The sequence below is a fragment of the Rhodococcus sp. NPDC055024 genome, assembly GCF_053608585.1.
In genome coordinates, this window is the sequence record NZ_JBSGVT010000005.1 from 166,526 (window position 1) to 188,977 (window position 22,452).

The window sequence follows — 22,452 nt, forward strand, 5'->3', positions numbered from 1 at the left end:
GTGAGTGGGTCCGCGAACGGTTCGATTATCAAACCTAGACGGTGTGGACTGATCTCGGGAGATGAGTCCCAAACAAGACAAGCGTACTGCTAACCCGTGAGGCCGCAACCGGCAGGTCCACTCACCGGTCTCTACTCACGAGTAACTTTTGCCTGCTAGTGGGCTACGTCGCTCTGCCGCGCGTGCGGTTGCGGCTCACATTTCGCCCCGTGTCAGGACTGCGCTCACTTCCCGGTAGAATCCGACTTGGTCATGAGTGCCAGCGTCAAGCCCCGGCTCGCTGGACGGCAACCCTCCAACCGCGGTGGGGTGCCCCGGGTGATGACCAGGTTTCCCGACGTGGATCTGCTCGCGCAGTTCCACCGCAATTCGGGTGACAAGCGCGGGTCCGACAGGGACGGACCCCAGACCGGGCCGAGCCCCACGGAGGTATTTCAGTATGTGTCGCACTTGTAGATAGACCCCAGCACGGGGCGGCGATCATTCGCCCCCGTCCGACATCTATCCGTCAGACCACTGGAGTGAACAAATCATGACCGACAACACAGCCGACGCCGCAGCAGCTTCGGATCCGACCGCGAACTGGTCGTTCGAGACCAAGCAGGTGCACGCCGGGCAAACAGCGGACACCGCCACCCATGCGCGCGCTCTGCCGATCTACCAGACCACCAGCTACGTCTTCGACAGCACCGATCACGCTGCCGCACTGTTCGGCCTGGCCGAGCCGGGCAACATCTACACGCGAATCATGAATCCGACGCAGGACGCCGTCGAGCAGCGGATCGCCGCCCTGGAAGGCGGAGTCGCCGCACTCCTCCTGTCCTCGGGTCAGGCTGCCGAGACCATCGCGATCCTCAACATCGCCGAGGCCGGCGATCACATCGTCTCGAGCCCGTACCTGTACGGCGGCACGTACAACCTGCTGCATTACACACTTCGTAAGCTGGGCATCGAAGTCACGTTCGTCGAAGATCCCGACGATATCGACCAGTGGCGCGAAGCCATTCGCCCGAACACGAAGGCGTTCTACGGCGAAACGATCGCCAATCCCAAGAACCACATCCTCGATCTACCCGGCATCTCGTCGCTGGCCCACGAGAACGGTCTTCCGTTGATCGTGGACAACACCGTGGCGACGCCGTACCTGCTACGCCCACTCGAACACGGCGCCGACATCGTCGTTCACTCCGCCACGAAATACCTTGGCGGACACGGCACCGCGATCGCCGGCGTCATCGTCGACGGTGGCACCTTCGACTGGACGCAGGGTCGCCACACGAACTTCACGACGCCTGATCCCAGCTATCACGGCGTCACCTTCGCGGACCTGGGTGCACCGGCGTTTGCACTGAAGGCGCGCGTCCAACTGCTGCGCGATCTCGGCTCCGCCGTGGCGCCGTTCAACGCGTTCCTCATCGCGCAGGGCATCGAGACCTTGAGCCTGCGCATCGAGCGCCACGTATCCAATGCACAGAAGGTCGCCGAATTCCTCGACGGCCACGGCGAGGTGGCCTCCGTCTCCTACGCGGGACTCCCCTCCTCACCCTGGTTCGAACGTGGAAAGCAGCTGACGCCCAAGGGAACCGGCGCCATCGTAACCTTCGAGCTGCCCGGCGGGATCGATGCGGGCAAGAAATTCGTCAACGCCCTGACGCTGCACAGCCACGTCGCCAACATCGGTGACGTTCGCTCACTCGTCATCCACCCCGCGTCGACGACGCACTCGCAGCTCACCCCCGAAGAGCAGCTCGCTTCGGGTGTCACGCCCGGACTGGTCCGCCTCGCGGTCGGCATCGAGGGAATCGACGACATCCTCGCCGATCTCACCGTCGGCCTGGCTGCGGTGGCAAACTCGTGACCGTGAACGAATTGGAGCCCAGGATCGACCTCCTGCCCCCAGCCGACGGTCAGGTGGGGTTCGTCGACATCGGCGCCCTGGAACTCGAAAGCGGCGCGGTACTCCCATCCGTTTCGCTCGCCGTTCAGCGCTGGGGTGAGCTGTCCCCGAACCGCGACAACGTCGTACTCGTCGAGCACGCACTGACCGGAGACTCGCACGTCACCGGTCCGATCTCCGCGAATCAGCCCTCCCCCGGCTGGTGGAACGGAATGGTCGGCCCCGGCGAACCGATCGACACCGGGGAATGGTGCGTCGTCGCAACCAATGTCCTCGGTGGTTGTCGCGGCACGACCGGTCCCAGTTCACTGGCCGACGACGGCAAGCCGTGGGGCAGTCGCTTCCCGGAAATTTCCATCCGGGATCAGATCGCGGCGGAGAAGAAGCTCGTCGATCTCCTCGGGATCGACCAGTTGGCCTCGGTGGTCGGTGGATCCATGGGCGGCATGCGCACCCTCGAATGGGCAGTTACCTACCCGGACAGCATTCGCTCCGCGTTGGTTCTCGCAACCGGTTCACGGGCCACCGCAGATCAGATCGGCACCCAGACGACGCAGATCGCTGCCATCGTCTCCGATCCGGATTGGCAGGGCGGTGACTACCACGGAACGGGGCGGGCACCTCGCGCCGGGCTCGGCATCGCTCGTCGCATCGCGCACCTGACGTACCGCACCGAGTCCGAACTGGACGCACGCTTCGAGAACTCCGCCCAGAACGACGAAAACCCGTGGAACGGTGGACGATACGCTGTGCAGAGTTACCTGGAACATCAGGCGGACAAGCTGGTCGACCGCTTCGACCCGAGCACGTACGTCCTCCTGACCGAGGCCATGAACCGGCACGACATCGGCCGTGGACGCGGCGGCGTTGCCGCGGCGTTGGCATCGATCACGGCACCGGTCGTCGTGGGCGGCGTGGATTCGGATCGGCTGTATCCCCTCCGTTTGCAGGAGGAGATCGCCGACGGAATTTCCACCTGCAGCGGCCTCGAGATTCTCAAGTCCAAGGACGGCCACGACGGCTTCCTGACGGAGGCGGACGCCGTCGCCGGACTCCTTCGCCGAACGATGGAGTTCGCACGCACGGCTCGCTGATCCGGGACAGAGCCACATTTTCAGGATTCGTCAATGTCGGGAAAACCACAGCTGATCTGCGGGTTTTCCCGACATTTTCATTGGCGAACGTGAGCCGGCGCGGCTAACATCGGCGAACGTGAATCAGCCATGCTCGACGCGCCTGCAGGCTACGTACATTCCCGAGCACATGTCCTTCGCGTTCTGGGGTGACGCAGACCCGGCAGCGCGACTGTCGACACTGGGGATGCCGAGCGGGTCGCCGGGCGTATGCAGGCTTGCGATCCCGGTCGACGAGTCGATCACAGCAACGGACGTCGAAGCGCAACTGCTCGACCTAACCACCGCGATCGACGCCTTCAACAACCTCGATGCAGGTCGCGGCGACCTCGGACCGTCGCTGCTTGCGTGGAAGCGCGTCATCGAGACCGGCGCGCATGACATTCCAACCGCGGCGCATGCGGCGATCGACCGCGACGACACGAAGATCCGAAGCGCCCGGTCCACGGTGCAGTTGTTCACGGATGCGCGTACAGCCCTGGACAGCCTTCGCCGAGCAAAGATTCAGGCGACTCTGCGCCCGTATCAAATGCAGGGAGTTACCTGGCTGACGGCGCTGTCGGGTTCGGGCGGTGGGATCTTGGCCGACGAGATGGGTTTGGGTAAGACACTGCAAGCGATTTCGATGATCGCGATCCGCGCCGACGACGGTCCGCATCTGGTTGTGTGTCCCACCTCGGTGATCGGAAACTGGCGCCGCGAGATCGAGCGATTCGCTCCGCATCTGCCACTGCATGTTCATCACGGGACTGCTCGCGCGCTTCCCACTCGTATCCCCGCCGGCACCACCGTTCTGACCAGCTACAGCGTCTTGCGTTCCGACGCAGCCCAATTGAGCCCGATCCACTGGAGTTCGGTGATCTTCGACGAGGCGCAGCAGATCAAGAACCCCGCTTCCCTCGCTGCGAAAGCGGCAATGCAGTTGTCGGCCGACGTCAAGGTGGCGATGACCGGCACGCCGGTGGAGAACCGCCTCGAGGAGTTGTGGTCACTCTTTCGCGTTGCCAATCCCGAAGTCCTCGGAACTCGCGCACGTTTTCGTCAACGCTTCGCCGTCCCGATCGAATCCGGTCGATCCGCCACCGCGGCAACCAGGCTTGCCGCGGTCATCGATCCTTTCATTCTGCGCAGAACCAAAGACGCAGTGGCCAAGGATCTTCCACCCAAGCAGTTCTCCACCATCTCGTGCACTCTGACATCGGAACAGGCGCGGATCTATCGGTCGGCAGTCGCCGATGCTTTCGACACCGGATTGGGCACGGGAATTGCCCGACGCGGCAACATCCTTGCGCTGCTGACCACCCTCAAACAGGTATGCAATCACCCCGCGCAGGTGACCGGCGATACGGACGACCTTTACGGAAGATCCGGAAAGCTCGACCGCGCAACGGAAATGATCGCCGAGATCGTCGACGACGGCGATCGCGCGCTGATATTCACGCAGTACCGGACGATGGGCGAGATGCTTTCGCGGCACCTGGGATCCGAATTGGGAATCGGCGCCGTGCCTTTCCTCCACGGCGGCCTGAGCACCGACAAGCGCGACGGGATGGTCGACGCGTTCCAGAACGACGCGGATTCTCCGCCGGTTCTGATCCTGAGCCTGCGCGCCGCCGGCTTCGGACTCAACCTCACCCGCGCAAGTCACGTCGTGCACTACGACCGGTGGTGGAACCCAGCCGTCGAAGATCAGGCAACCGACCGGGCACACCGCATCGGCCAGAAGCGCACCGTCAACGTCCACACCTTGGTGACGGGCGGAACCGTGGAGGATCACATCGCAGCGATGCACGAGTCCAAACGAGCCGTAGCCGATGCCGTTTCCGGCAACGTGGAGGCCGCCCTGGCAGATCTTCCCGACACCGAATTGCGTGAACTTCTCGAACTCGACGGCGCGGTGATCATCTGATGGCCAACGAATTCGGCGTCACCGCTTGGGGTCGGGCGTGGCTGCGCACGGTGGAACGGACAGCGGCATCCGGTCCGAACCCATCCCTGCCGACAGCTCGCACCCTCGCACGCAACGGGTCGGTGGAATTCACCGCGGTCTCATCGGGGACCGTCGTCGCCGAGGTGAGCACCAAAGCAAAAACCTCGTCGGTGACGATTGGTGTCCCACTGTGGACCAAATCCGAAATCGCTGCAGTGAAGAGCCTTCTCCGCTCGGCGGGAAAGGCCAACAGATCCGTCTCCACCGGCGAACTACCGGACAGCGTCGTCACCGAACTACTGTCTCGAAATATCGCAGTAGCCGTTGATCTTTCGGAGTGCACTGCCAGTTGCAACTGCTCAGGTCGACGCTCGCCGTGCGTTCACCATCTCGCCGCAATCTATGCCCTGGCCGGGCGAATCGACGAGGAACCGGTCCTCGCAGTGACGCTGCGAAGCGTACCGGACAAGGCCGGAAAGAAGTCGGCATCCATTCAGTCACCGGAGTGGATCCCCTTGAGCGACATCGACATCCGCTCGTTCTACGGGGACTGACCTTCTCAGTCGGTACCGAGCGGATCGATGGTCAGGGCAAGCGTCGCGATCAACGCTCCCATGACGCCCATCGCCGCGGTGTCGAAAACCCTTCCGCGCACGGCAAGCAACCCCACACGATTCTCGGGAACGAACCACCGCGCGGCAGCACCGATGATGACGGCAACTCCGAAGACGAGAGCGCCGCGGCGCCACCGGTCGGCCAACACGAGAACAACAGCTGCCGCGATCACGGCAAGGACCGCGAGCATGGGCAGATTCTTCTTCGCGAGGCCGACCAGTGAGGACATCGGACTCAGACTCCGGCCAGAACCCGCTCGGCGCGCTCGACCACGTTGGTGATCAGGAACGCGCGGGTCAGCGGTCCGACACCACCGGGGTTGGGTGAGACGAAGCCGGCGACCTCGCTGACGTCGGCTGCGACGTCGCCGCGCAGGCCGTCGTCGGTGCGACTGACGCCGACGTCGAGGACCGCTGCCCCGGGCTTGACCATGTCGGCGGTGATGAGGCCGGGAACGCCGGCGGCTGCGACGATGATGTCGGCGCGGCGAACCTCGGCCGCGAGATCGCGGGTGCCGGTGTGGCAGAGCGTGACCGTGGCGTTCTCGCTACGACGCGTCAGCAACAGTCCGATCGGGCGACCGACCGTGACACCGCGTCCGACGACCACCACGTGTGCGCCGGCAATCGGCACCTCGTAACGGCGCAGGAGATGCAGGATTCCACGCGGGGTGCACGGAAGGGGCGCTTCCTTGCCCAACACCAGTCGACCGAGGTTGACCGGATGCAAGCCGTCGGCATCCTTGTCAGGGTCGATGCGCTCGAGGGCCGCGTTCTCGTCGAGGTGCTTAGGAAGGGGCAACTGCACGATGTAGCCGGTGCACTCGGGATTGGCATTGAGCTCGTCGATCGTCGCGTTGAGCTGCTCCTGCGTGATGTCGGCAGGCAGGTCGCGTCGCAAAGAATTGATACCGACCTTGGCGCAGTCGTTGTGCTTGCCGCGCACGTAAGCAGCGGATCCGGGGTCGTCGCCTACCAGGATGGTGCCCAAGCCGGGCGTGATGCCCTCTGCCTTCAGAGCGCTCACCCGCACCTTCAGGTCTTCGAAGATTTCGTCGCGGGTAGCTTTGCCGTCGAGGATCGTTGCAGTCACGGCGACCATTGTTCCAGGTTAGGGTCGATGAGTGACAACGGCTCCGGAACTACGCGGCCCGAGAGTGGTCCTCTCCCCGCTCGTGCCCGATCATCACGCCCGTCTGCGGGCAATTCACCTGCACCCGGACGTCGTGCAGTGGTGGCAAAATCCCGACGACGACTGGCCTGCGGCACCGGAGGCCGGCACCACGCGCTACAGCATTTTCTACGGCGACCAACTGATCGGCTTCATCCAGTGGTACGAAGCTGAGGACAACCCCGACTTCCGCCACGCCGGGCTCGACTTGTTTCTCGATCCCGACTTCCACGGCCAAGGGTTCGGTCGCGAATCGATACGGGTGCTGTGTGCCCATCTGATCGACGACCTCGCATTCCACCGTCTTGTCATCGACCCCGAGGTCGACAACTCCGTCGCCATCGCCTGCTACCGATCTGTGGGATTCAAGGACGTCGGGGTGATGCGCGAGTACTCGCGAGATCGCCACGGTGTGTGGAAGGACGGACTGTTGATGGATCTCCTTGCTCGGGAATTCATCCGCTGATCGACTGGGACGAGTTCGAAAGGACCGACATCATGTTGCTGGACAAGGAATTCACGGCCACCCTGCAGAAGAGTGACGCCAAGGGCGGGTGGACTTATGTGATCTGGCCGGAGTCCGCCGAGTTCTTCGGCACCCGCGGCCTGGTCAAGGTGCGCGGGACGATCGACGGACATCCGTTCCAGAGTTCGTTCATGGCGTTGGGCGACGGCAACCACAAGCTGCCGGTCAAAGCCGATCTGCGCAAAGCCATCGGCAAGGACACGGGCGAGCGGGTGACCGTGCGCCTCGAGGAGCGCTTAAAGCGCTGAACACGGCAACAGGCGAAAGTCGCTGATCCATCGGGCGTCGTGGCGATCAGTCTCGGATTGTCCAGAATCGACGCGGTAGATGCAGTGGTCATCGTGAACCAGTCAGAAGGCAACTGCGATTGTGCACCGGCGGTAGCGATGAGCGCTCCAATCACTGCACCGGCGCATAGTCAGTCTGCAAGAACTTCGTCGGCAGAAGGAAATACCCGCTCTCCCAGCGACCACACGCGCCAGATCCCGTCGGCACAACGCCGCAAAGTAAGAATCATCGCCGTCTTCAACGGCGCTGGCCCGAACGCACGCATTGTGTGCCCGGTGTCCTGCATAAACTTTACGTACGCGACGCGGTCGGGCGCATCCTTGTTGTACTCGACGAACTGCATCATCGACCAGCCTTGGAGCATTTCGGTAGCTGCTTTGTAGTCGCCCCAAACAGCCGGATTCACGCTTAAATTCCTTAGCGCGTTGAGGAATTCGGCTCTGTTCATGGACGCCGTCCACCATATGAACGCCGATCCGAGTGGCTCGTACGGAGTCGGCTCCCCGTCCGGGAAAAAGGCGTACATTGCGTCTTCCCCGTCGACAATCTCGAGCGGCAATGGCACCTCGTCCGGGTATCGGGCCGCTTCCAGCGCCGAGGCGTCGTCAGCGAATTTCGGGGCTACTTTGTTCAAGGATCGGTAGAACTCGTTGAACGACAACGCCGGTCTCTTGTAGTCCTCGCGCTGCTCCTCGAGGCAGTCGAGGACGGTTTCTTCGTCCAGATCAAGCTGACTGAGAAGAAACTCATCAGGATTAACTGCCTCGATTCCGTAAGGTGCCAAGGATGCAGCCGGGAAGTCCGTCAGATTGGCTGTCACGATCACCGTTGTACCGCTACGCACGGCTGCGGCGAGGACGTGCCTGTCCTTCTTGTCGTTCGTCATCGCCGGAATCAGGCCCTCATATCCCTCGATCAGGGCGAGCGGGAATGCTCGTTGCATCTGTGCAACACGACGCGCAGCCTTTTCCGGGGTCACACCCAATTTCGGGAGGTTTCGTTCAACCTCGTCGAGGATGTCCTTCGACCACTGAATTTCGAACAAGCCGGCATCGGATAGTCGGAGCAGCAAATCCGAAAGGTGGTACGGGATCAGAGCGCACGCGTCCACCACGACAGGGAAGGTCATTCGATAGGCCTGCTCAACGAGTCTCGATGAAACCGTTGACGGTGTGGAAGCCATCATCTTCCGCAGCGTCAGCAGTCATTTCGGCGAGTACAGTGCGACGCTGCCCGGAGATCCGATCCTTGTAAGCGAGGAGGTCCGCAAGATAGACCCGTCGATGCCGACTGGGCTTCTCAAACGGAATCTCGCCCTCTTCGAGCAACCGCACTAACGTCGGACGTGAAACTCCCAGCAACTCCGCAGCCTCTTGAGTCGAGAGCACGGTGTTGCTCTTCGAGATCGTGATCGCCTGATGGTCCGCCATCGCCGAGAGTGCCTCACGCATGAGCGCCACCACTTCATCCGACAGAACGAAACTCTTATTGCCGACAGTAAGCGTGACCGAGGAATCGATCGCGGACTCGAACGCCCCGAACAGCGCGCGGACTTCCGTCTCACCGGTCGGATCTGTCGGGGGCAACACAGTCCGTGCAGTAGTAATGCTCATAGCCAAGTGTAAAACGAAAGAAACGAAAGCGCCACAGTCTATCCGCACGACCGCACTACGACCAACCACATGCGCATTCACGCGCAATCGAGGCTCCAACCAGTGCAGTCTTCGACAATTTGTCGCTTTTCGACAAGTTGCTGGCTGGCGCGCTGTGGGAGTGTGGTCGGCCGGTAGGGCGTACTCGATACTCGGCCGGGGTGATGCAGCCCGTTTGCGGGTAGGCGTCGCGCCTACTTCATGTCGACGACAAGACCGTGCGCCGACGCGTACGCCACCGCCTGCATCAACTCGATCTGCGCGTTTCCGACGGATGCGGACGTCCACAGGCTCGGATCGATCCGCGCACCGCGCAGGTCTGCACCTTCGAGTTTGAGTCCACCCGTGCGAGCACCGGACAGATCCGCGGACGCCAGCACCGCGCCCCTCATGTCGGCCCGAACCAGGTTTGCTTCACGGAAGCGGCATGAGGTGAAGTCGATCTTCCTCAGGTCCGCCCCGCCGAGTGAGGTCAACGAGAAGTCGACTTCGTCGAGCGTCAACGGCCGGATGCGGCAACCGTCGAACGTCGACCCGAGCAGACTGCAGTTCCGGAACGTGCTGTGCCACAGACTGGTCCGCGCAAAATTGCAGGATCGGAACGCTGTTCCCGTGTGCACGGACTCCCCCAGATCGGTGCCGGTGAAATCACAATCCGTGAACACCACCGACTCCGTCGTGAGTCCGGTGAGATCGGCGTCTCGGAAATTGCAATTGGTGAAAGTGCGCTGACGCCACTTCTGCCCGGACAGCCGCGCGTCTGAATAGTCTTCGCCGACGACATCGTCGGATTCTTCGGGGAGCATGCCGTCCATACTGCCCCGCCGCACCGACACAGGTTCGACCGCCTAGCGCTCGCAGGCCACGCCGTCACCGTCGCCATCGAGCTTGGACGAATAGCCGGGATCGCCGCGGTAGATCGGGGCAGCACCGGCCGCTCGCACGGCTGCACAGTTGGCGTAAGACACCCCCGCGTCAGGCACCTTGGCCGGCGGCGGAACGTACGCCGGTTCTGTTGTCTTCGGGGGCGTGTAGGCCGGAGCGGGCGGAACGTACGGCGTTGTCGTGGTCTCCGGAACCTGAGGCACCAGCGGCACGATTGCCACGGTGGTGGTCGTGGTCGGCAGCGTCGTCGCTGTAGTCGTGGTCGGCGGGGCGGACGACGTTGTGGTCTTTGTCGTCGACGGGGCAGTGCTCTTGGTTGTCGTCGCTGCAGCTGTCGTCGAAGAGGTCGCAGCAGGCGTCGTCGCTTCTTCCGACTTGCCTGCTCCCGTCGCCGCAGCGATGGCCACCAGTCCCACGACTGCTGCGCCGGCGATCCACGGCCACTTCCGCCGCTTGCTTCCTTCTTCGGCGTTTGCGTCCGGCGCCGCCGATCCCGGTGCACCGAAGACCTGCGTCGGAGTACCGAATGCTTGAGTAGGTGCGTCGACGCCCTTGGGCCGTGTCTGTGCGGTCCACTGCTGACCGTCCCAGTAACGGTCGATCGTGGGGTCGAAGGGGTCGGGGTTCCAACCGGCGGGAGGGTTCATGAAAAGTCCGTTCTGAGAAGAGTGCCGGAAATAGGTTCGCACGGACTGGCCGGTTTGTTACCAATTCGCCCACACTTCTCAACCGCTCTTCTCGCAGACGCGGGTGCCGATATGCCGCCCGGTACAGTTCCTCGAGTGTTCCGAGTGATGTTCCACGAGCCCCGCATCCCACCCAACACCGGAAACGCGATCCGCATGGTCGCAGGCACCGGTTGCGAACTCCACCTGGTCGGCCCTCTCGGGTTCGACTTGTCGGAGCCGAAGCTCAAGCGCGCAGGCTTGGACTACCACGATCTGGCGACTGTCACGGTCCACGAAAACCTGGCCGCTGCCTGGGAAGCCGTCACCCCCGCTCGCGTATTCGCCTTCACCGCGCACGCGACCACGTCATATGCCGATATCGCCTACCAACCAGGGGATGTCCTGCTGTTCGGGCCCGAACCCACCGGATTGTCCGAGGAAGTGCTGACGGACGAACACATCACCGAGCGTCTGCGTATCCCGATGCTTCCCGGACGCCGGTCCCTCAACCTGTCCAACGCTGCCGCCCTGGTGACGTACGAGGCCTGGCGCCAGCATGGGTTCAAGGGCGCCGTCTGATCGGCGTCAGTAGACGTCTCGGACGTAGCGCTTCTCCGCCGAAAGAGCCTTCACATACGCCTCGGCACTACGAGGGGCCAGTTTTCCGTGTTGAGCAACTACACCGTTGAGGGCGTTGTCGACGTCCTTGGCCATCCGGTTGGCATCGCCGCAGACGTAGAAATGTGCGCCCTTCTGCAGCCACTCCCACAGCAGCGCGCCCCGCTCACGCATCCGGTCCTGCACGTAGACCTTGTCGGCTTGATCCCGGGAAAATGCGAGGTCGAGTTCGGTCAGGAAACCGTCCTTCCGCAATTCTTCGATTTCTTCGCGGTAGTAGAAGTCGGTCGCCGCATGCTGTTCCCCGAAGAACAGCCAGTTAGGACCCGTGTGCCCCAACGCCCTCCTCTCGTGCAGGAAAGCGCGGAACGGCGCGATGCCGGTCCCCGGACCGACCATGATCATCGGGGTCTCGGGATCGGACGGAGGCCGGAAGTGAGTCGACTTCTGCACGTAAATTCCGATGTCATCACCGTCAGCGTGATCTGCGAGATACGTCGAGCACACTCCACGGCGTGGGACGCCCGCGACGTTGTATCGGACGGCGGACACCGTCAACTGCACTTCGCGTGGGTTCTCTTTCGGACTGGAAGAAATCGAATACAACCGCGGCTGAAGCGGTTTGAGTAACGAGAGCCATTCGTCGGTCGAAGCACGAACCGGCGACTGCGCAAGGACGTCGACGGACTGTCGTCCCCACGACCAGTCTTTGAGCGTGGAGATGTTCTCCGGCTTCATCAACTCGGCCAGGTCCGCATCGCGCGTTCGTTGATGCACGAACCGAATCATGTCGCTCGAGATTCGCGTGATCTCCAGGCGTTCCGTCAACGCGGTACGCAAGGTCATCGCGCCGTACTGCCCCAGATCGACGGCCTCCTCACCGTCGAGGCCGGTAAGGGTGAGCCACTCGTCGACAAACGGGGAGCTGTTTCGCGGCCAGACTCCGAGAGCGTCGCCGGCTTCGTAACTGACCGTGTCGTCCGGAAGGTGAAAACCCAACTGCCGCACGTCTTTGGAAGAGCCTGGCCGGTTGAGCACGACATTGCGCGTCAAAGCGGTAGTCAGTGGCACCTTCTTGTTGTACTGCAGCGGCGCCGACATCGCCGGTGAAATCGGCGCGGCCACAGCAGTTGTGCCGGAGTTCTTCATTGCAACGACGACGTCGGTGGACTTGCCAGCCTCCGTGCTCTGAAGTTCGGCCGTGACCGCATCGAGCCATCCAGCAGCAGTGTCTTCGAAATCGGGCTCGCAGTCGGCGCGATCGACGATACGACTGGCTCCCAGTTCAGCAAGGCGAGCGTCGAGTTTTCGGCCGTGTCCACAGAAGTCGTCGTAGTTCGAGTCACCGAAAGCGATGACTGCATAACGTGTTTCGCCCATCCGAGGCGCTGTGTCAGCAGCCAGGGCATCCCAGAAACCGCTGCCGTTGTCGGGGGATTCGCCGTCACCGGAAGTACTGGTGATCAGCAGGACCTCTCGGGTGGCCGCCAGGTCGGCAGCCGGGAACTCGTCCATTGCGTGCATCACCACGGGTAAGCCGACTTCGCTGAGTCGAGCAGCGCAGGCGGCGGCAAACTCCTCCGCGTTGCCGGTCTGCGATGCCCACAGCACGACGATCGGCGCCCGCTCGGAGGCAGTGTCCGTACCTGATGACAACGCGGGCCCGTCAGTGTCAGGGAGCGAGGCCCGTGAGTACAGGCCGGCCAAGACACCGTCTACCCACATCCTCTTTTCGGCATCGAAGGGTGCAGCCGGAGGCAAGGTCGGCACCCCGGGAGTGCGATCGGCATCCGCACGCAACGCCGCGAGAAGACCTGCCAGATAGCTCTGCTGGAGCGGATCGAATACCACTGCGGGTGTTCCTGTTTGGCCGATGACATCAGCGAGGACATCGGTTCGTGACAAAGCCCGATCATCCGCCACGGGAGCCACCCACGGCGATTCGGCGAGCTCCGTTTCGGGTGTGTTCACGGCGACCTTCGTCATAGTGACGGCACAGGCTTTGAACTCCGGTTGCTGGGAGGCAGGGTCAATGGCGTCGTTGGTGACGGCGTTGATCGAGAGGTACTCGCCGAAGGCGTCGTTCCAGTGAAACGGTGCGAAGCAGTTTCCCGGACGCACTCGGTCGGTGACCACGGCCGGGAGCACTGCGCGGCCACGGCGTGAGGCGACCTCGATCGCGTCCTTGTCGACGACGCCGAGGCGTGTGGCGTCGTCGGGATGGATCTCGACAAATGGCCCGGGGTTGAGTTTGTTCAGCTTGGCCACCTTGCCGGTCTTGGTCATGGTGTGCCATTGGTGCGCAAGACGACCGGTGTTGAGCAGGAACGGGTAGTCGTCGTCGGGCATTTCGGCGGGAAGCATGTGTGGCCGGGCGAAGAACATCGCACGGCCCGTGGCGGTGGGGAACGCGAGACGCGGAGTGCTGCCGTCCTCTCGGACCAGAAGCCTCTGACTGACACCGTCATTGAGGTATCGGATGGGATGACGGTCTTGATTACTCTCGGGCGGGCATGGCCACTGGATCGGCGATCTGCGGAGGCGCTCGTAGGTGACGCCGCGTAAGTCGTAGCCGGTCTTCGGATTCCAGAACTGCTTGATCTCCTCGAACACCTCTTCGGCGCTGGTGTAGGTGAATGCCTCCGCATAGCCCATCTCGCAAGCGATTCGGGCGATGATCTGCCAATCAGGCAGCGCCTGCCCGACCGGATCCAGTGCCTGTTGGAAGAGCGTCAGGTTGCGTTCGGAGTTGATCATCACTCCGTCGGACTCTGTCCACAATGACGCCGGCAGCAGGACGTCGGCGTATTCGTTGGTCTCGGTGCCCAAGAACACATCCTGGGTGATGACGAGGTCAGCCTTCTCCAATCCGTCGATGACGGTCTTGCGGTTGGCCACCGTCGCAACAGGATTGGTGCAGATGATCCAGCACGCCTTGATTTCACCCGCCGCCATTCGGGAGAACAGGTCGATGGTCCCACCGCCGGTTTCGGTGCGCAGCGAACCCTGCGGGATCCCCCATCGCTCCTCGACGAAGTCGCGATCGGCGTCGACCATCACGGCGCGCTGACCTGGCAAACCTGGCCCCATGTAGCCCATTTCACGCCCACCCATGGCGTTCGGCTGACCGGTCAACGAGAACGGGCCGCTGCCAGGCGTGCAGATCGCACCGGTCGCCAGATGAAGGTTGCAGATGGCGTTGGTGTTCCACGTGCCGTGGGTGCTTTGGTTCAGACCCATTGTCCAACAGCTCATCCAGTTGTCGGCCTCACCGATCCATTGCGCTGCGGTGCGAATGTCGACTTCGGGGATGCCGGTGATCTCGCTGACCTTCTCCGGTGTGTACTCCGCGAGGAAGCTGGGCATCACCTCCCAGCCTTCGGTGAATTCGGCGATGAAGTCCGGATCGGTGTGCCCGTTCACGACGAGTAGGTGGAGAAGTCCATTGAGTAGTGCGAGATCGGTGCCGGGGGCGATCTGCAGGAACAAGTTCGCCTTGTCTGCGGTGGCGCTGCGTCGAGGATCCACGACGATCAACTTCGCGCCCGCCTTGACCCGCTCCTGCATTCGAAGGAAGAGGATCGGATGGCAGTCCGCCATGTTCGCGCCGGTCACGAAGAACACGTCGGCATGTTCGAAGTCCTGATAGGAACCGGGCGGTCCGTCGGCCCCGAGCGATTGCTTGTATCCGGTGCCGGCACTGGCCATGCACAGTCGGGAATTCGATTCGATCTGATTGGTGCCGATGAAGCCCTTGGCCAGTTTGTTCGACAGGTACTGGGCCTCGAGAGACATCTGCCCGGACACGTACAACGCAAATGCGTCGGGGCCGTGCTCGTCGATGATTGCCCGCAGGCGGTGGGCGGTTTCGGTGATGACTGCGCTCATGTCCGCAGCTTCGATCGCCTCACCTCGGTGCGGACGCCGATACGCAGATTCCATGCGCCCCGGGCCGGCGAGCATGTCCGCCGTCGTGGTGCCCTTGGTGCACAAACGTCCGAAATTGGTGGGATGTGTCTTCGAACCGAACGACTTCGCCGCCTTCCGACGCCCGGTCTCGGGATCGGTGATGATGTCGAGGACAAGTCCACAGCCCACGCCGCAGTACGCGCAGAGGGTGTCGACACTGGTGGTAGTGAGTTGAGCGCCCATCGATTCATGCATCCCTTCGACCGAGGATCAAGGTCGACTTCCATCTTCGGATGCAGTTGTTTCGGGAGTTCATGCCCGATGTTGCGTATCAATCACTCTTTCCTCACCGCCGCCTTCGGACTGATGTGCGGTCCCGGAACCAGCAGTCGTTGACGGGCGGGATACGCGAATGCCCAGTTCTACGCCCTGCCGCCGAATCGAGCGATGTAGTGCCAGACCTTTTTGACGTCCTGCGGATCGTAGGAGCCGCGCCGGGCGAGACCCAGGATGGCAGGCGTCAGTCGACCGTCGAGCGCAACCTCTCTGGCAAGGTCGACGATGGTTGCTCCCCGATAGTCGGGATGTTCGGCGACCTCGTCGGCGTCGACCGCGTAACCGTAGTGCCACAACACCGGGCACGTGAGCGAGTGGGCGATCTCTTCGACCTGTGTGCCCCGGTAACTCGGATCCAGAACGAGTGCCTCGACGTCCGTTCCGATGTCGACGACGCCGTGAACGTGCGCCTCGATGTAGTGGTCGAGCGGATCCGCGAACTCGGTGGCTCCTGCGGCGTCGACCAAGCTCATCGCTTCCGCCGTTCCGAAGAGGCTGGGCTCGAAGACGCTGTCCGGGAAGCAGAAAGTGGTGCGGTCGAGCGTCCGACTCTCCCAGCGCCAACGGTCGCCGCCGTGGTGTGCCGTCAGTCCCCCGTTGCTCGTACGAGTCTCGAACTGGGTCACGTAGGTGCCCTGACGTGCGATCGAGGCCAGTGTCAGGCCACTTTCAAACGGGAGGTCTGGATGAAAGTGCAACGTCACCCGGTGATTTCGGTCCAGCGGGCCGCCCTTCGAGAGGTCGTGCACGTGTGCAATCGCGGCAGACGCGGGAGAGGAATCGACAGGCATTCGCCCATTATCCGGATACGGAAGCAGCACCGGTGAAGAAGTCGACCAGTGAGTACGGTGCATGGTCACCGAGGCAGAGATCAAGGATCACGTGCGAGTCCGCGGCCTCGGATGCGCTGCGCACGAACATCGCTTCTTCGTACTCGGCGAGTGCCGCTTCGATGTCGTCGGATTGCGCGGCGATCGCCTTTCCCAGTTCGGCTCCGTCGAACATGGCCAAGTTCGCGCCCTCACCGGACGGGGCCATCAGGTGAGCCGCATCACCGAGGAGCGTCACCCCAGGCACGCGATCCCACCGGTGCGCGTCGGGAAGGGCGTAGATCGCCCGCGGAATCGGAGCGGTTTCACCGTCTGTGATCAGCGCCGTGAGTTCCGTTGCCCAACCGTCGAACTCGGCCGCGATCCGCGCTGTCGCAGCGGGAGCGTCGTTGAAATCGATACCGGCAAACCATTCCGCCGAACGGTTCAACTGAACGTAGGTGTGCAGGATGTCCCCCGCCTCTCGATGCGCCGCGATCGCTTGTCCGGGCGCGGGCGCGTACATCGCCCCGTCACCGACCGCTGCGGCTGCCGCCGAGTGCTTCTCGTCGACGTCGTAGAGGTAGGTCTCGACGAACGTGGTTCCGACGTAGTCGGGCATTGCATCGGAGAGCAGCGGCCGGATTTTCGACCAGGCACCGTCTGCACCGACGAGAAGGTCGGTGGTCACTGTCGAACCGTCGGCGAAGGTCAACTCGTGGCGGCCGTCGGCTGTGTCGGGTGAGCCGAGCGAGCGCACACTTTCGACCTTGCGTCCCCATTCGATCGTCCCGTCGGGAAGGGAATCGAGCAGGATTCGACGGAGGTCTCCGCGGAGCACTTCGGGACGTGTTCCCGTGCCGTCGTCGGGTTCGTCGAGGAGCACGGCGGCGTGTTGATCGAGTACGCGCGACGCGGCGCCGCCCTCGTGGATGATCGCGCGAAATTCGTCGGTGAGGCCGGCAGCCTCGAGCGCTGCCTGGCCGTTGTGTTCGTGGATGTCGAGTTGTCCGCCCTGCGTACGGGCCTCTGCCGACGGTTCCGCCTCGTAAATTTTCGCGGGAATTCCGTGGACGTGGAGTACGCGCGCGAGGGTCAGGCCGCCTAGGCCTGCCCCGATGATCGAGATTGACGTGTTCATGTTGATTCCTTCCAATGAATTGGAACGACGTTCCAACAACAATCTTGGAACGCCGTTCCAGATATGTCAAGATGGTGCGTATGGCGACCAGAAATCAGCGGGCCGAACGACGCACGGATGCGCTCTCGAAGGAGCGGATAGTCGAGGCCGCGATCGAGATCCTCGATTCCGAGGGTGAAGGCGCGCTGACATTCCGTGCTCTCTCCGCACGCCTGACAACAGGCAGTGGGGCGATCTACTGGCACGTTGCCAACAAGAGCGACCTGCTCGCGGCGGCGACCGACGACGTCATCGCCCGCGTGACAACCGAAGGAACGGAGAGCGCAACACCGCGTGAGGCGATCCGGATCATCACCCTCGGCGTGTTCGACGCGATCGACGCCCACCCCTGGGTCGGCACCCAACTCTCACGTGAGCCGTGGCAATCAGCGGTGATGCAGATCTTCGAAAGTCTCGGCGAGCAACTTCAGGCGCTCGGCGTTCCCGAATCGGCACAGTTCGACTGCGCGTCCGCGCTCCTGAACTACGTGCTCGGTCTCGCCGGACAGTACGCCGCGGGCGCCCGTCTGCTCCCCCGTGAGACAGATCGGTCCGCATTCCTCGCGACCGTCGCCACGCGGTGGGAAGCACTCGACTCCGCGAAGTACCCGTTCCTCAATCAGGTGACGGCACAACTGCGAGACCACGACGACCGCGAGCAGTTTCTGGCAGGCATCAACCTCATCCTCGCGGGGATCGACACCGTCACTTAACCGCCGGACCCGTCAGCGCGAATGAACAGCGGTGTTGGAACCGAGCGCGATGTCGAGGAAATCTCTTGCTGCACCGCGTAATCCGCGATCGGGATCCCAGACGGCCTGCAGTCGCCGCGGCATCCGCAAGCCGTCGACGTTGACCGCGACCAGTCGGCCGTCCGTCAGGTCGGCGGCAACAGCCAGCGACGACAGAACGGCCGGGGCGTTGCCTGCCACCACCGCAGCCTTGACCGCGGTGCACGAGGTGAGCTCGAGCAACGGCGGCACACAATCGGGAACAGCATTCTCGAGTGTCAGACGCGTGCCGGACCCTGACTCGCGCTGAATGAGCGGTGTGCGTGCGAGTTCCGCGACCGGAACAGGCGCACCATTCGCCCAGTCATGCCCCGGTGGAACCACCACCACGAGGTGATCACGCGCCACCTCGCACGACGCGAGCGCCGACGGCACATCCGGCCCTTCGACAAATCCGATATCAGCCTTACCTGCCTGGACTTGAGCGGAGACGTCCGAGGAATTGTGCAGACTCACCGACGCCACGACGTTGGGGAACTTGTGGCGCATCGCAACCGTCCACCCGGGGACCAGATACTCGGCAATGGTCATGCTGGCCGCGACCGTGACGGCCGCGTCGCGTTCACCGCGAAGAGCGGCAACTCCCGACGCCATTTCCTCGGCACTGACCAAAATATGGCTGGCCCATTCGAGAATCAGTCCGCCCTCGGCAGTGGGCCGTACACCCGTCGCTGCGCGATCGAAGACCTTGATTCCGAGCTGACGCTCGACCGAACGCACCCGGGCGCTGACTGCCTGCTGACTGAGCCCGTGCTCCCGGCCGGCAGCACCCATGCTGCCCAGACGCCCCACGGAAAGCAGGACGTCGAGGGCACTGAGTTCCGGCACCCGAGGAGACAACGACATAACCCAAGATTAGACCCACAAGGCGAGTTTGTGGGCATTCAAGGACAACCGGTCTACCGGTACGAACCGGATGAGACGACAGTGAAATACATGACCACCACCACGAGTCCCACCTTCGCCCACATCACCCCGAACTGGTTCGCGGCAGCGATGGGAACGGGAATCGTGTCGGTGGCCGCGGCTTCGCTGGAACCGGAGATCGAGGGCCTGAAACTGGTCTCGGAGATCTTCTGGGTGCTGGCGGTTCTGGTACTGTGCGCCCTGATCGGAGCATTCGCCACCCATTGGTCACAACATCGATGTCAGGCCCTCGCCTACCTGCACAGCCCCGCGATGTTCCCCTTCTACGGCGCCGTCGCAATGGCACTTCTGACCGTGGGATCCGCAACCGGCATCACGGGCCCGGACTTCCTCGGCCACGACGTAGCGATCACCGTGTCGCTGACACTGTGGACACTCGGCACGGCACTCGGTCTGATCACCTACGTCGTGATGATGATTCGTCTGGTTCGAGATGCGGGAATGGCAACGGCTATGCCGTTCTGGCTCATGCCTGTCGTACCTCCGATGGTCTCGGCCACCACCGGCGCAGCGGTCAGCACCCACATGCCTGAAGGCGCACTGCGCATCGCGGTACTGGTCTTCTGTTACATCCTGTTCGCTCTGGCACTGACCGCCGCCATCGGCATTCTGGTGGCCGTCGCCAGGCAGTTCGCACGCAACCGCTCGGCAGGCGTTGATGTGATCCCGTTCAATGCCATTCCCTCACTGTGGATTCCGTTGGGCGTGATCGGGCAGTCGATCGCTGCATCGAACCTGTTGGCCGCCGCCTCCCGGCATGCACTCAGTACCGAGCATGCCGACGCCCTGCACGAATTCGGAATCGCGTACGGAACCGTCGTCGGAATCATCGGCGTGATCGCCTTTGCCACAGTCACCACCGTCACCGTCCACGCACTGCGCCGCGGCTTGGACTTCTCACTCGGGTGGTGGAGCTTCACATTCCCCATCGGAGCCTGTGCTGTCGGCGCGAACGCCTTCGGAGTCGCCACTGGTTCCACAGCAATCCTGGGTATCGCGCTTGCACTGTTGACTGTGCTCATCCCGATCTGGGCAACCGTCGCGGTACGGACCGTCCGCTCGATCCGCAGTGGCGCTCTCCCCGCAGCAGCATGAATTTGTATCGACGAGTTTGCAGCGATGAGTTTCAGGTCGCCGTACGGTCTGTACTCACGTAGACCATTGTCGAGAGCGGGAGTACACGGTGAGTCAGTTATTGCGAGTGCAGAATTTCGGCGTTTCCAGAGACGGAATAGCATGCGGTCCGGACCAAAGCTTCGAGAGCCCGTTCGGCCTCGACCACGGTGAAATGTTTGCGTGGGCGGGAGCTACGGCCAGCTGGCCCAATCGCACCGATCCCGGCGGCAGCCGAGGCCTAGACGACTATTTCACCCGGGACTTCTCCAACAACATCGGTGCCGAAATCATGGGCCGCAACAAGTTCGGCCCTCAACGTGGTCCTTGGGAGAATCTCGAGTGGCAGGGCTGGTGGGGCGACGAGCCACCGTTCCACACCCCGGTATTTGTCTTGACCCACCACGTGCGGCCCTCGTTCACACTCTCGGACACGACATTCCACTTCGTCGACGCCGACCCCGCGACGGCCCTCGAACAGGCGCGTGAGGCGGCGGAGGGCAAGGACGTTCGGCTCGGCGGTGGAGTCAGCACTATCCGTGAGTTCCTCGACGCGGACCTTGTCGACGCCATGCACGTGGTCGTCTGCCCGGTCGAATTCGGATCCGGTCTACGGCTGTGGGAGTCACCCGACGAGCTACGAGACCGCTTCAACCTCGAAATAGTGCCGAGCCCGAGCGGCGTGACGCACCACTTGTTCTGGCGGAAGTGACCTGGTGGGGCAGCTCCGGAAAACTGGAGCTGCCCCAACGGTTACGCCTTAGGCTCCGGTCTCGACCTGGCGCCCCGACTGGTACCACGCCATCGTTCCACCGGCCACCGAAACCGCATTGATGCCGCGAGCCTGCAAATACTCTGCCGCTTGCAAGCTACGGCCACCGACAGCGCAGATGACGTAAACAGTTTCGGCGTCCGGAATCTCGCCTACACGAGCGACGAATTCGCTGAGGGGAATGAGCGTCGCACCCGGAACTCGAACCTGAGCGAACTCGTCGGCCTCACGGACGTCGATCAACGGCTCACCCGCTGCCAAAGCCGTGTCCAGTGCATTCAAATCGACTTCCAACATTATTTCTGCGCCCGCCTTCATGTTTGCTGCTGTCCGAATAGACGGTACCCGCGCGCGTTCCTGCGACTCCCTTTACGATCTGACAATGACCAATACGGTTCCCGAAAAGTCCGGTTTTTGGAGTCGCCCCACGGTGTGGAAAGTACTCCTGCTGATCGTCGGCTACCTGGCCTTCTATCTCGCTGTCGGGCAGGTTACCTCTCGGGTTTTTGCAGACCAGATCGACACGGACAACGTCGTCGCGAGGGCCTCCAGCATCATCTTCGGCGTCGCATTGCCCATCGCGATCGGCGGAATCGCCCTGCTGGTTTTCGCGACCAAGGTCGGCTGGCTGCGCGATATCTTCGGCCCACAGCCCATTCGTGGGCGGGGTTGGATGTGGATCGGTCCGATAATCGTGGTCGCCGCCATTGTTGCGCATCTCGCGGGAACTGACTGGAGCGCGTGGACCACCGGCGAGATAATCGCCCTGCTGGTACTCGGTGCGTGTGTCGGACTGACGGAGGAACTGGCCACACGCGGTCTGGCAGTGAAGATGCTGCGCGACGCCGGCCACCGCGAACGCTTCGTCGCCGTCGTGTCTTCACTGGTGTTTGCACTCATGCACACGGTCAACCTGATCGCCGGGATGAAGCCGTCGACCGTCCTTGTCACCGTTGTCTACACGTTCGGATTCGGCATGTGCATGTACCTGACCATGCGTGTGACGGGCACGATCTGGGCCGCAATGGTGTTACACGGCCTCACCGACCCCACCACCATTCTCTCGACCGGCGGGCTGGATACCTCGGTGACGACGGAAGTGAGTGGCGCCGCCGCCGTCACCTCTCTACTCACGGTGTTCTTGGTCGTGTTCGGGGTAATCGCCATCTTCCTCATCAAGGATCGAATCGGCGAAGAACGGCCCACACGCGTCTCGGCCTGACCGACCACGAC

22 protein-coding genes and 1 riboswitch are annotated in these 22,452 nt (G+C 62.8%); of the genes, 11 read left to right on the plus strand and 11 right to left on the minus strand.

Going from position 1 to position 22,452, the window contains the following annotated elements; all coding sequences use genetic code 11:
* Positions 1–248 precede the first annotated feature (248 nt).
* A riboswitch (SAM riboswitch) is annotated at positions 249–389 on the plus strand.
* A gap of 143 nt (positions 390–532) precedes the next feature.
* From ACWF6P_RS13640 to ACWF6P_RS13655, 4 genes are all read left to right on the plus strand, one after another.
* Positions 533–1,858 carry a bifunctional o-acetylhomoserine/o-acetylserine sulfhydrylase gene (locus ACWF6P_RS13640; RefSeq protein ID WP_452621332.1) on the plus strand — a complete coding sequence of 442 codons (1,326 nt, stop codon included), beginning with the start codon at positions 533–535 and terminating at the stop codon, positions 1,856–1,858.
* Positions 1,855–2,991, plus strand: coding sequence for a homoserine O-acetyltransferase MetX (gene metX / locus ACWF6P_RS13645; protein WP_452621333.1), 1,137 nt, complete (start codon positions 1,855–1,857; stop codon positions 2,989–2,991). The genes ACWF6P_RS13640 and metX overlap by 4 nt, the downstream gene beginning before the upstream one ends.
* A 118-nt stretch (positions 2,992–3,109) precedes the next feature.
* Positions 3,110–4,939, plus strand: coding sequence for a DEAD/DEAH box helicase (locus ACWF6P_RS13650; RefSeq protein ID WP_452621334.1), 1,830 nt, complete (start codon positions 3,110–3,112; stop codon positions 4,937–4,939).
* Complete coding sequence (locus tag ACWF6P_RS13655) at positions 4,939–5,514, plus strand: hypothetical protein (RefSeq protein WP_452621335.1); 576 nt, start codon at positions 4,939–4,941, stop codon at positions 5,512–5,514. The genes ACWF6P_RS13650 and ACWF6P_RS13655 overlap by 1 nt, the downstream gene beginning before the upstream one ends.
* A gap of 5 nt (positions 5,515–5,519) precedes the next feature.
* Here the strand turns inward: ACWF6P_RS13655 and ACWF6P_RS13660 are convergent, their stop codons facing one another.
* The gene (locus ACWF6P_RS13660) at positions 5,520–5,804 is read right to left on the minus strand and encodes a DUF3017 domain-containing protein (protein WP_230812347.1); all 285 of its coding nucleotides are present in this window, start codon (positions 5,802–5,804) and stop codon (positions 5,520–5,522) included.
* Positions 5,805–5,809: 5 nt separating this feature from the next.
* On the minus strand, positions 5,810–6,667 hold the full coding sequence (locus tag ACWF6P_RS13665) for a bifunctional methylenetetrahydrofolate dehydrogenase/methenyltetrahydrofolate cyclohydrolase (RefSeq protein ID WP_174519480.1): 858 nt from the start codon (positions 6,665–6,667) through the stop codon (positions 5,810–5,812).
* A gap of 31 nt (positions 6,668–6,698) precedes the next feature.
* Here ACWF6P_RS13665 and ACWF6P_RS13670 point away from each other — a divergent pair, with 31 nt between their 5' ends.
* Both ACWF6P_RS13670 and ACWF6P_RS13675 read left to right on the plus strand, forming a co-directional pair.
* Positions 6,699–7,211, plus strand: a complete 513-nt coding sequence (locus tag ACWF6P_RS13670) for a GNAT family N-acetyltransferase (RefSeq protein ID WP_452621336.1) — start codon at positions 6,699–6,701, stop codon at positions 7,209–7,211.
* A 32-nt stretch (positions 7,212–7,243) separates the two neighbouring features.
* Positions 7,244–7,519 carry a DUF1905 domain-containing protein gene (locus ACWF6P_RS13675; RefSeq protein ID WP_452621337.1) on the plus strand — a complete coding sequence of 92 codons (276 nt, stop codon included), beginning with the start codon at positions 7,244–7,246 and terminating at the stop codon, positions 7,517–7,519.
* A 170-nt stretch (positions 7,520–7,689) separates the two neighbouring features.
* Here the strand turns inward: ACWF6P_RS13675 and ACWF6P_RS13680 are convergent, their stop codons facing one another.
* The 4 genes from ACWF6P_RS13680 to ACWF6P_RS13695 all read right to left on the minus strand — a co-directional run bounded on the left by ACWF6P_RS13680 (position 7,690) and on the right by ACWF6P_RS13695 (position 10,743).
* Positions 7,690–8,745 (minus strand): PIN domain-containing protein, encoded by a 1,056-nt coding sequence (locus tag ACWF6P_RS13680; RefSeq protein ID WP_452621338.1) that lies wholly within the window; start codon positions 8,743–8,745, stop codon positions 7,690–7,692.
* A complete protein-coding gene (locus ACWF6P_RS13685; protein WP_452621339.1) occupies positions 8,702–9,172 on the minus strand; it encodes a helix-turn-helix domain-containing protein in 471 nt (156 codons plus the stop codon). The genes ACWF6P_RS13680 and ACWF6P_RS13685 overlap by 44 nt, the downstream gene beginning before the upstream one ends.
* A gap of 233 nt (positions 9,173–9,405) precedes the next feature.
* Complete coding sequence (locus ACWF6P_RS13690) at positions 9,406–10,026, minus strand: pentapeptide repeat-containing protein (protein WP_452621434.1); 621 nt, start codon at positions 10,024–10,026, stop codon at positions 9,406–9,408.
* Between the two features lie 33 nt (positions 10,027–10,059).
* Positions 10,060–10,743, minus strand: a complete 684-nt coding sequence (locus ACWF6P_RS13695; protein WP_452621340.1) for an excalibur calcium-binding domain-containing protein — start codon at positions 10,741–10,743, stop codon at positions 10,060–10,062.
* Between the two features lie 135 nt (positions 10,744–10,878).
* On the opposite strand from ACWF6P_RS13695, the gene ACWF6P_RS13700 reads away from it, so the two are divergent.
* A complete protein-coding gene (locus ACWF6P_RS13700; protein ID WP_452621341.1) occupies positions 10,879–11,343 on the plus strand; it encodes a tRNA (cytidine(34)-2'-O)-methyltransferase in 465 nt (154 codons plus the stop codon).
* A gap of 6 nt (positions 11,344–11,349) precedes the next feature.
* Here ACWF6P_RS13700 and ACWF6P_RS13705 read toward each other — a convergent pair whose 3' ends face one another.
* The 3 genes from ACWF6P_RS13705 to ACWF6P_RS13715 all read right to left on the minus strand — a co-directional run bounded on the left by ACWF6P_RS13705 (position 11,350) and on the right by ACWF6P_RS13715 (position 17,577).
* Entirely contained in the window at positions 11,350–15,534 is a 4,185-nt protein-coding gene (locus ACWF6P_RS13705) for a molybdopterin-dependent oxidoreductase (RefSeq protein ID WP_452621342.1), read from the minus strand.
* Positions 15,535–15,713: 179 nt separating this feature from the next.
* A complete protein-coding gene (locus ACWF6P_RS13710; protein WP_452621343.1) occupies positions 15,714–16,418 on the minus strand; it encodes a DUF3626 domain-containing protein in 705 nt (234 codons plus the stop codon).
* A 7-nt stretch (positions 16,419–16,425) separates the two neighbouring features.
* Positions 16,426–17,577, minus strand: coding sequence for an FAD-dependent oxidoreductase (locus ACWF6P_RS13715; RefSeq protein ID WP_452621344.1), 1,152 nt, complete (start codon positions 17,575–17,577; stop codon positions 16,426–16,428).
* A gap of 71 nt (positions 17,578–17,648) precedes the next feature.
* On the opposite strand from ACWF6P_RS13715, the gene ACWF6P_RS13720 reads away from it, so the two are divergent.
* On the plus strand, positions 17,649–18,329 hold the full coding sequence (locus ACWF6P_RS13720; RefSeq protein ID WP_452621345.1) for a TetR/AcrR family transcriptional regulator: 681 nt from the start codon (positions 17,649–17,651) through the stop codon (positions 18,327–18,329).
* A gap of 12 nt (positions 18,330–18,341) precedes the next feature.
* Here ACWF6P_RS13720 and ACWF6P_RS13725 read toward each other — a convergent pair whose 3' ends face one another.
* Positions 18,342–19,253, minus strand: coding sequence for a LysR family transcriptional regulator (locus ACWF6P_RS13725; RefSeq protein ID WP_452621346.1), 912 nt, complete (start codon positions 19,251–19,253; stop codon positions 18,342–18,344).
* A 90-nt stretch (positions 19,254–19,343) separates the two neighbouring features.
* Here ACWF6P_RS13725 and ACWF6P_RS13730 point away from each other — a divergent pair, with 90 nt between their 5' ends.
* Both ACWF6P_RS13730 and ACWF6P_RS13735 read left to right on the plus strand, forming a co-directional pair.
* Positions 19,344–20,429 (plus strand): TDT family transporter, encoded by a 1,086-nt coding sequence (locus tag ACWF6P_RS13730; RefSeq protein WP_452621347.1) that lies wholly within the window; start codon positions 19,344–19,346, stop codon positions 20,427–20,429.
* 88 nt (positions 20,430–20,517) lie between these two features.
* Complete coding sequence (locus ACWF6P_RS13735) at positions 20,518–21,159, plus strand: dihydrofolate reductase family protein (protein ID WP_452621348.1); 642 nt, start codon at positions 20,518–20,520, stop codon at positions 21,157–21,159.
* A gap of 48 nt (positions 21,160–21,207) precedes the next feature.
* On the opposite strand, the gene ACWF6P_RS13740 is transcribed toward ACWF6P_RS13735, so the two are convergent.
* The gene (locus ACWF6P_RS13740; protein ID WP_230813203.1) at positions 21,208–21,516 is read right to left on the minus strand and encodes a rhodanese-like domain-containing protein; all 309 of its coding nucleotides are present in this window, start codon (positions 21,514–21,516) and stop codon (positions 21,208–21,210) included.
* A gap of 85 nt (positions 21,517–21,601) precedes the next feature.
* On the opposite strand from ACWF6P_RS13740, the gene ACWF6P_RS13745 reads away from it, so the two are divergent.
* The gene (locus ACWF6P_RS13745) at positions 21,602–22,441 is read left to right on the plus strand and encodes a CPBP family intramembrane glutamic endopeptidase (RefSeq protein ID WP_452621349.1); all 840 of its coding nucleotides are present in this window, start codon (positions 21,602–21,604) and stop codon (positions 22,439–22,441) included.
* Positions 22,442–22,452 lie beyond the last annotated feature (11 nt).

Coding starts and splice junctions, on each gene's coding strand:
- ACWF6P_RS13675 (WP_452621337.1), top strand. CDS start 7,244: ATGTTGCTGGACAAGGAATTCACGGCCACCCTGCAGAAGAGTGACGCC.
- ACWF6P_RS13690 (WP_452621434.1), bottom strand. CDS start 10,026: ATGGACGGCATGCTCCCCGAAGAATCCGACGATGTCGTCGGCGAAGAC.
- ACWF6P_RS13640 (WP_452621332.1), top strand. CDS start 533: ATGACCGACAACACAGCCGACGCCGCAGCAGCTTCGGATCCGACCGCG.
- ACWF6P_RS13655 (WP_452621335.1), top strand. CDS start 4,939: ATGGCCAACGAATTCGGCGTCACCGCTTGGGGTCGGGCGTGGCTGCGC.
- ACWF6P_RS13680 (WP_452621338.1), bottom strand. CDS start 8,745: ATGATGGCTTCCACACCGTCAACGGTTTCATCGAGACTCGTTGAGCAG.
- ACWF6P_RS13740 (WP_230813203.1), bottom strand. CDS start 21,516: ATGTTGGAAGTCGATTTGAATGCACTGGACACGGCTTTGGCAGCGGGT.
- ACWF6P_RS13725 (WP_452621346.1), bottom strand. CDS start 19,253: ATGTCGTTGTCTCCTCGGGTGCCGGAACTCAGTGCCCTCGACGTCCTG.
- ACWF6P_RS13705 (WP_452621342.1), bottom strand. CDS start 15,534: ATGGGCGCTCAACTCACTACCACCAGTGTCGACACCCTCTGCGCGTAC.
- ACWF6P_RS13685 (WP_452621339.1), bottom strand. CDS start 9,172: ATGAGCATTACTACTGCACGGACTGTGTTGCCCCCGACAGATCCGACC.
- ACWF6P_RS13695 (WP_452621340.1), bottom strand. CDS start 10,743: ATGAACCCTCCCGCCGGTTGGAACCCCGACCCCTTCGACCCCACGATC.
- ACWF6P_RS13745 (WP_452621349.1), top strand. CDS start 21,602: ATGACCAATACGGTTCCCGAAAAGTCCGGTTTTTGGAGTCGCCCCACG.
- ACWF6P_RS13715 (WP_452621344.1), bottom strand. CDS start 17,577: ATGAACACGTCAATCTCGATCATCGGGGCAGGCCTAGGCGGCCTGACC.
- ACWF6P_RS13660 (WP_230812347.1), bottom strand. CDS start 5,804: ATGTCCTCACTGGTCGGCCTCGCGAAGAAGAATCTGCCCATGCTCGCG.
- ACWF6P_RS13730 (WP_452621347.1), top strand. CDS start 19,344: ATGACCACCACCACGAGTCCCACCTTCGCCCACATCACCCCGAACTGG.
- ACWF6P_RS13720 (WP_452621345.1), top strand. CDS start 17,649: ATGGTGCGTATGGCGACCAGAAATCAGCGGGCCGAACGACGCACGGAT.
- ACWF6P_RS13710 (WP_452621343.1), bottom strand. CDS start 16,418: ATGCCTGTCGATTCCTCTCCCGCGTCTGCCGCGATTGCACACGTGCAC.